Source organism: Xenorhabdus hominickii, from assembly GCF_002632725.1.
GTDB classification, from domain to species: Bacteria; Pseudomonadota; Gammaproteobacteria; order Enterobacterales; family Enterobacteriaceae; genus Xenorhabdus; species Xenorhabdus hominickii.
In genome coordinates this window covers 521,492-528,612 of record NZ_NJAI01000002.1, presented here as the reverse complement: position 1 = coordinate 528,612, position 7,121 = coordinate 521,492, and the positions used below count along the sequence as shown (strand labels likewise).

Genomic DNA, 7,121 nt, shown 5'->3' with positions numbered 1-7,121 from the left:
CACTAAATCACCTATCACCTATCACCTTTCAAATTATAAGCCTTGCTATAGTAGTAATCCGATTGAGATGAAGATTTGACCTCAGTAAGGTTTCTGGTGCGTTAACAGTAGGATGAAATGACCTTTAACGAATAACAAAGTGAGGGGATTTATGTCTAATTTTAATAAGCCAGTAAATGCTTTTCCCAGTAGTATGTTAGTTGTTGATGTCACTTTAGGGATTGGACATGACATTTTAAATGATGGTGCATTTACTAATACTTATTGGGGATACTTTAGTGAAGAAGGCGCTGTATTTGAAGCTGAGGAAAGTAATTTGATGCCTGCTAGTGGTGCTTTAGCTGTTATAAAAAATACAACAGACATTTCTCGGACTGTAGTATTTTATTGGATTGACTCTCTAGATGATTCTATGCCTATATTTATATGGAATGCACACTCTTACAAGAATGATAAAAGTTATAATAGATTGCAGGCTCTATTTGAAAAAGACCTTTATATAACTGTAGATGGTGTAACTTATGCTCTTGGCAAAAAATCACCCGATTTTGGTAATGCCCTGGGAGACTATAAAGTCATCAACTGGTATAAAAATAATGCCGAAGCTCAAAAGTTAGGTTACATACTGAAACAGACAGGTGTGACTAAACGCTTACAAATCAACTGGAAATAACTCCACACACTGAACTCAAGGCTGCGATTACGTGGCCTTTTTCACGTAAAACCACCTTTAACCCCTTGATATTCCTTATCTCCTGCATGGTGCGGGTTAGCACTATGTCATCGTTCCGTTTGAAACGGAGGCATGAAAATAAACTCAGAGGCTACCCTCTTTAAGAGGATTGGTTAAAAATAGATCAGTGTGTTTAATATACCTACCTGCTGCCGTAGTCCTCACTTTGGCTTGTCAATCAGCCAAATTTTCGTCCGATGAACCCGCCGAAAGCTGCGGGTTAAAATCCGACCAATATTGTATAACTCAAGCCTGAACCACCTGCGGCAACTGTAATGATCTCCGTTATGGTTGAATAGGACGTGCTGATTTTCCCGATTTGAAATCGGGTAAGACATTGCCATCTCAGAGCAAATACTCTTCGCATTCAAGGCTACAAAACCAAAACTCAGGTAAGCCAAATGATAAGTTTTGATAAGGTTGATGCCTTTTTCTACGCTATACGCCAAAGAAATAGCATAAGTGAAATCTTAAGAAATCTTAAGGTGAAAGCCTCTTTTGGCAGACCAATCAGGCAGATCACTAATCGCTAAATCCTAACAATTCCTAACATTAAAACCGTTCTACGAAGCATCACAACCCCGTTCCGTCCCTGTAACCTGCTGCGCAAAATAGTGCGCAATACTGCGCAAACTCAGGCTACATCTGCGCAAGCAAGGTGCGCAAAGCAACAAACTGCGCAAAATGATACCCAAGAAAAGCCGGGGTATTCAGCCATTGCGCAGAATGAAACGGCTAAAACTGCGCAGTAAGAATCGACGGAAAACGCGGGTATTTAGAGGTAATTGTGTAACTGGAAGTTAAGGAATTCACTTATCAAAACTTATCACTTGAACGTTATCAATTGTTATCATTCCCTTAAGAAAACTTAGGATTCAGCCACCAGAAAAATGTTAGGAAATGTTAGGATTCTGCTCTTTTTTATGGGCTGAAAAACTCAATCCATGCTCTTTTTATGGACTCTAAAATCATCAAAGAGTTAAGAAATATTAAGATTAAATGGCTGTCGCAACACGCCTTTTTATGTACATAAATCATCACCCCTAACGTGCCCGTTAATCATCAACGTTCACGTTATAGCTTCTCTATGATCGCCTGTCTGACGAACTCCGCACGATTGCCCCGTGTCACTCTGCTGCCTTTGATATGACTGTCTACCGTATCAATGATTGATTGTTCACACGGTACTATCAGGCGTGTTGTCGGTGCTCCGTTGAAATAACGGCTCGTCTGTTTTTTGGTGTTCTGGTGCATATATCCTCCTCGTGCGTACTGGCCGCTAAATCATCATGTTTTTCCGCCTCGGCTTCTGCGTTGGCGGTATTGGATTAATGGGTATAACGTCTGGCGAGGGCTTTACCCGCGATTTTTATTTGTTCTGGTGTGCCAGTAATAACCATGCGTTTAAAAATAAAACCATAAGTTTCAATCTTAATATCTGCAACGCGCCTAACCGCTTGCATTGCGAACTTAATTTTATCTAGCTCAAAGATTGAGTATGTCAGTTCAATAACGTCGAGATCTCCCTCACTTCTATAAACGATTTTCATGATTTACCTCATTGTAATTTCTGCTATTCATTTAGCTTATGTTCCGCGACTGCTTGTTGTTCTGTTGTAATCTCACCGTTAGGCTGTCCGTTTATATCAACACGAACACCACCCATGATAAGGGCTTTCAGGTACGCTCTGCGGTTAACGTAAGAATGTATGCCCTGCTTGATATGGGTTTCTGCCACGTCCAGCCCCAGCGCTATAACATCAGCTATCATCAGCCGATCAATATCAATCATCAGCGGCTCTTTATTCGGTTCTATTTTGTATATATAGTGAAAAGTTACCGACAACGCCGACAATGAGCTTAAATATAATTTAATATCAATGAGATATAGTGTTAAATCGTTGTCGGTTAGTTTTACGCGTATAGAAAATTTATTCTTCGTAGACGTTTTAACGTTTATAAAAAATGTGCTGGGGTTATCTACCTTATCTACCCACTCACTCTATCCCATATGGCACAAGGCTTTAAGTGGGTAGATGACTGATTTTTTGCTCTCTACCCATTGTCTACCTATCTCAACCTTATCTACCTATTTTTTCTTTCCTTTAGGTAGACAAGGTAGATAATAGGTAGATAATCTTTAAATAGTTATCTACCCAGTTAACCATATGATTAATATAAATAAATGTTTATTAGGTAGACAAGGTAGATAACCAAACGCTATTTTTAGATAAACTCGTCCGCTTTATCGGTGAGTTGTACATTGGTCTGTCGTCTGCCCTTTATAGTTCGAGTCAGATATTCAGCCTTGTACTCCTTTGCGGCTTCTTTAACCGCTTTCCCGAACTCGGTTACACTCAGAGGACGCCCCAATCCTTGATATTCCATGAATGAAAGGTAAAGGTGATAGAGGTATCTTTTTGGCTGGCGTTCTTCTTCCGTTTTACGCCCGCCACCCATTTCTAATCCTCTCGGTTCTCCCATAAAAGCCAGTGCCGCGCACAAATCTAAAACAGGGTTAGATGCCCGTTTAACCTCCAATGCTTCATCACTATCACGCTGTTCAAGTAATAGCACTTTGGCCTGTTCGGGGTCATCAAATGTCGTCAGTAACCGTCTGACAATAACCGGAATTTCATGAGCGATCTTGTCTGACAAATGCGGGTCTTTATCTTCTTCTTTCACTTTATTGTTAAATTGATAGATAACACGCCGACGAGCCACACCCCCAGCGCGTTCGGTAAATATCATCGGGGTATTATTTGTTGCAATAACAACTGCCCGTATGATTGTTGTGTATTGCTGTTCATGCTTGGGATCAATCTCTATGGCGTCACCGCCCGTAATCGCTTTTATTCCCGTACCTTCCCCTGTGTATTTGGGTTGATCGGGTAGAGTTATCATGCTCTTACCCACAAATTGCGCTCGTCCTCGTGCCGTGTCCAAAGCCACCATATTTCCGCTGGCTGTATTGTGCTGACCTGCTAATAACGTTGCTACTTGGGTGAAGACGCTTTTACCGCTACCCCCTTCACCCGTAATTTCTAAAAATAACTGCCAGTCATAACGGTTAGCCAGCACCATATATAATGCTGCAAATATCCGCTTCATCTTGTACGGATCTCGGTCAGCAGCGTGGCTTATCCATTTATGGAAATTAGGCGCACCGTCTCGCAAGTTCTCATCCGGTTTTGCTGGGGTATACTCAATACCATTGTGATTTAATAACCAATTTTCAGGCTGGTGAGGTGAAAATACTTTCGTTTCAATATCAAAGACACCATTCGCAAAGGAGATCATGCTTTGACATGGTTCACCCATGACAGGCGCAACAATCTTTAATGCTTCAACCACATTATTGAGTGCACGCTTACTAAAGTTAGTTCCGTGTAAGGTATAGACCTTTCCCATTTCCCGGCTTAAATCCAAGCATGATGTTTTCTTCCAAACCCCTGATTGATAGGTATAGAACCCTTCGCTTTCTGAATGAATAGCAATCCCTTCATAACGCTCTGTTAGCAATAAAGCCTTTTCATTATCCGCCAGTTGCGCAATGTTGTTACCCGTGCGTTTTTTCTTCTGCTTTCCCGGATTAATCGAAATAACGTTAGCTGTTCCCACTTTCTTTTCCCCCACCTGATACAACCCTTCACTGAATGCCTGCTTTGCTGCCTCGGTGCCGTGATGCTGGCGATAATCGTCCCAGTCGGCTTTATGTTCTGTCGGCGGTAATGCGATCCACCCGTTGATAGCTTTGGCGGTCTTCTCTGCCGCCATCTTGCCGACGTTCTTCTTCGGCTTGCCGTTGCTGTCCAGCTCGCCTTTCTCGTGCCAGTCATTGTCACCAGCAAGGATAATTTTCACGTCTGGCCACCGTTCCCTGACCTGTTCAGCAACAGCGAATAAATTACCCTCATCAATTGCAGCCAACACCACGCCATCATGTAACTGGCTCACCGTTAACGCAGTTGCATAACCCTCAGTAATGATGATCGTGTCCGGCATTCCGGTGATTGCCGATAAGGGGATAAAACTCCCCTTTTTCTGCGTACCAGAGACAAGGCGCTTTTCACCATTCGGCTTGATAATCTGAGCACCGGTGATTGTGCCGTCCAGCGTCTGAGTGACCAGCAACAAAGAACCGTCTTTCAGTAGCGTCTGATCGGGGCATTGCAGCCCCTTTTTCATCAGATAATCGGATTGCCCGATGGTAGTCTGAGCCACCAGCTTGTTAACTTTTTCGGTTATCGAAGGAACCTCTGATTTGGAAGCCTTCTTTCTGGCAGGCTTGGGTTCTGGCAAAGGTAACGCCAGTGCATCAGCAACGACTTTAGCCGCCTCAATAATCGTGATCCCCTTCACCCTCACCAACAAATCCAGCCCATCACCGTGATTCGGGTTATCACACTGGCGACAATGCCAGTCACCGTGACCGTGATCGTCTATGAAGTGAAAACGGTCAGTGCCGCCGCAGATGGGGCAAGCGCCATGCTTACCCTTCGCCGGAACCTCCACCCCACAGGCAGTTAATAAACCTTGCCAATGCCCTTGCGCCGCTGTTTTCACCGAACGAATATCAATATGACTTACCATTTCGGGAATCCCTCGCGGTGATGGAGTTCAAACTGAGCGTTTTGTTCCGTGTCGTTGAGTGCCTTTGCTATTTTTGGCAAGTACATCAATGCTTCACCGATACGGCGTAAATCTTCCCTTGCCTGACGATTGTCATAATTTTCGTTATCAGTTGACCAGAAAGCCAGTTCGCCCATTGCCGACATTGCCGCCATTACTGCACTGTGTGCACCGCCTGAATGCTTGCGTAAGTCTTTCAGTTCTTCCGTGCTCATGGCGCTAAAGTTATTTTTTACCAAATGGTTATAGATATCAGACATAATCAGGCTCTCCCTGCATAGGTGTATTCTTGAGTGAAGCGGCTTAATGGCATGATGCACGGGTAGGTATAACCTTCACGGACAAACGTTACGCGGTTAAAGGCGACCGACAACACCTGAACGGTTTCCCCGTTCTTATGAGTGTAATAGTCATGAGGTGCAGGGTTACGCATGGTTCACCCCCTGGACGGTAGACATATCGCCATAGTGGGAAGTGTTATCAATAGCTTCCTCACCCGCGATTACTTCAATCAGAAATACAGCAATATCGCCGGATAGCTTCGCCATCAGAGAAGCAATAACAGATATTTCACTGCCCTGTATTTGATGAGGGTATGACTCAATAAGCTGATTAATAAATTCGAGTTGCTGCGCCTTTTCAACGGCTTGATGAATAGTGATAGGCTGGCTCATGCGGCCACCTCCTGACGAGAAACGAATATCAGAGAGGACATGCCAGCCAATAGACGGGCTTCACCTTCACAGTCCGCCAGCACAGTGATAAGGCGCACCGGATGAATATCCACCAGCCGTTGATTGCCCGATGCAATTAGGAATGTAAATTTAAGGCGAGTTTGGTTATGCTGTGGTGTATCCATAGCGTAAGACTCCTTTACGTTTTTGGTTAGACGCCTCGATAGTGTTGGTAGCACTTCGGGGCGTTGTTGTTTTACATCTGATATAAATGTGTTGTACACTGTCAGACACAAACAACATACACCCTGAGTATTACATATGTCAAACACAAATTTGCCGAGGGGCAATAAACAAATTGCGTTCAGAGTCGAGCCACAATTGGAACAAGCTATGAGGGAAGCGATGAAAATTGATGGTGATGAATCTATATCTGCATGGATAAAGAGAATTATCCGTAAAGAGTTACAATCTCGCGGCATTGAACAATAACCAATCAAATTAGCCCGGTGATTAACCAAGGCAAAATTATTGACTCGGTTCACTCCCCCTCTTAAAGATGGTAAGTTGGTTGAGTAATAACTAACTACACTTCTTAAAGAGTTGTAGTTAACCAATTGATTTATCTCATGACGCAAAGACGCGTGATCCCAAAGGGTAGCATTCGCCGTGCTATCCTTTTCTTTTTGTGCTTGACTAAATGACGGTCGCAAAGTTTGTGAGTCAGTATTACTAATGCTCAAATTATGACCAGACTGCAAATATGCAGCTTGACTACATTTCAATGGGTTAGGTAACTGACCCAAAACTATTGGGTATCCTAAAGTAGGACCAAACGCCAAATATGGCGTCTGAATGTTTATCAATGGGTTATTGAGGTGTACGAAAATATTCGTATCCCCATCGGCTAAATTTTCAGCCGATGACTGAGCGAAAAGTTTCGCTGAGTGACCAGCCAAAGTGAGGACTTCGACAGTAGGACCCCTTAATCTCAAGGAGTCACCAGAAATAATACTCTCGCTTAAACCGATAGAATGGCTTCCGTGTATCATTGCTTCGATTCCATGCGCTGCGCTAACCAA

General features: G+C 43.4%; 10 protein-coding genes. 2 read left to right on the top strand and 8 right to left on the bottom strand.

What is annotated here, in order from left to right; genetic code table 11:
- The first annotated feature begins 151 nt into the window (after nt 1-151).
- Entirely contained in the window at nt 152-673 is a 522-nt protein-coding gene (locus Xhom_RS09545) for a DUF7823 domain-containing protein (protein ID WP_069316338.1), read from the top strand.
- Nucleotides 674-1,807: 1,134 nt separating this feature from the next.
- Here Xhom_RS09545 and Xhom_RS09540 read toward each other — a convergent pair.
- The 8 genes from Xhom_RS09540 to Xhom_RS09505 all read right to left on the bottom strand — a co-directional run bounded on the left by Xhom_RS09540 (nt 1,808) and on the right by Xhom_RS09505 (nt 6,224).
- Entirely contained in the window at nt 1,808-1,987 is a 180-nt protein-coding gene (locus Xhom_RS09540) for a toxin-antitoxin system protein (RefSeq protein ID WP_069316339.1), read from the bottom strand.
- Nucleotides 1,988-2,061: 74 nt separating this feature from the next.
- On the bottom strand, nt 2,062-2,283 hold the full coding sequence (locus tag Xhom_RS09535) for a hypothetical protein (RefSeq protein ID WP_069316340.1): 222 nt from the start codon (nt 2,281-2,283) through the stop codon (nt 2,062-2,064).
- A gap of 23 nt (nt 2,284-2,306) precedes the next feature.
- A complete protein-coding gene (locus tag Xhom_RS36535) occupies nt 2,307-2,579 on the bottom strand; it encodes a ProQ/FINO family protein (RefSeq protein WP_071933864.1) in 273 nt (90 codons plus the stop codon).
- Nucleotides 2,580-2,959: 380 nt separating this feature from the next.
- Entirely contained in the window at nt 2,960-5,326 is a 2,367-nt protein-coding gene (locus Xhom_RS09525) for a toprim domain-containing protein (protein ID WP_069316341.1), read from the bottom strand.
- Complete coding sequence (locus Xhom_RS09520) at nt 5,320-5,625, bottom strand: hypothetical protein (RefSeq protein WP_069316342.1); 306 nt, start codon at nt 5,623-5,625, stop codon at nt 5,320-5,322. The genes Xhom_RS09525 and Xhom_RS09520 overlap by 7 nt, the downstream gene beginning before the upstream one ends.
- A gap of 2 nt (nt 5,626-5,627) precedes the next feature.
- Nucleotides 5,628-5,798: a DUF4222 domain-containing protein gene (locus Xhom_RS09515; RefSeq protein ID WP_071933865.1), complete on the bottom strand. Its 171-nt coding sequence runs from the start codon at nt 5,796-5,798 to the stop codon at nt 5,628-5,630.
- Nucleotides 5,791-6,039 carry a hypothetical protein gene (locus tag Xhom_RS09510; RefSeq protein WP_069316343.1) on the bottom strand — a complete coding sequence of 83 codons (249 nt, stop codon included), beginning with the start codon at nt 6,037-6,039 and terminating at the stop codon, nt 5,791-5,793. The genes Xhom_RS09515 and Xhom_RS09510 overlap by 8 nt, the downstream gene beginning before the upstream one ends.
- A complete protein-coding gene (locus tag Xhom_RS09505) occupies nt 6,036-6,224 on the bottom strand; it encodes a hypothetical protein (RefSeq protein WP_069316344.1) in 189 nt (62 codons plus the stop codon). Before Xhom_RS09505 ends, Xhom_RS09510 begins: the two co-directional genes overlap by 4 nt.
- A gap of 136 nt (nt 6,225-6,360) precedes the next feature.
- On the opposite strand from Xhom_RS09505, the gene Xhom_RS30130 reads away from it, so the two are divergent.
- Nucleotides 6,361-6,531: a hypothetical protein gene (locus Xhom_RS30130; protein WP_047680438.1), complete on the top strand. Its 171-nt coding sequence runs from the start codon at nt 6,361-6,363 to the stop codon at nt 6,529-6,531.
- The last annotated feature ends 590 nt before the right edge of the window (nt 6,532-7,121 follow it).

Bases quoted from the DNA above. Each gene is read 5' to 3' on its own strand.
- Xhom_RS09520 (WP_069316342.1), bottom strand. From the start codon at position 5,625: ATGTCTGATATCTATAACCATTTGGTAAAAAATAACTTTAGCGCCATG.
- Xhom_RS09540 (WP_069316339.1), bottom strand. From the start codon at position 1,987: ATGCACCAGAACACCAAAAAACAGACGAGCCGTTATTTCAACGGAGCA.
- Xhom_RS09545 (WP_069316338.1), top strand. From the start codon at position 152: ATGTCTAATTTTAATAAGCCAGTAAATGCTTTTCCCAGTAGTATGTTA.
- Xhom_RS09505 (WP_069316344.1), bottom strand. From the start codon at position 6,224: ATGGATACACCACAGCATAACCAAACTCGCCTTAAATTTACATTCCTA.
- Xhom_RS09525 (WP_069316341.1), bottom strand. From the start codon at position 5,326: ATGGTAAGTCATATTGATATTCGTTCGGTGAAAACAGCGGCGCAAGGG.
- Xhom_RS09535 (WP_069316340.1), bottom strand. From the start codon at position 2,283: ATGAAAATCGTTTATAGAAGTGAGGGAGATCTCGACGTTATTGAACTG.
- Xhom_RS09515 (WP_071933865.1), bottom strand. From the start codon at position 5,798: ATGCGTAACCCTGCACCTCATGACTATTACACTCATAAGAACGGGGAA.
- Xhom_RS09510 (WP_069316343.1), bottom strand. From the start codon at position 6,039: ATGAGCCAGCCTATCACTATTCATCAAGCCGTTGAAAAGGCGCAGCAA.
- Xhom_RS30130 (WP_047680438.1), top strand. From the start codon at position 6,361: ATGTCAAACACAAATTTGCCGAGGGGCAATAAACAAATTGCGTTCAGA.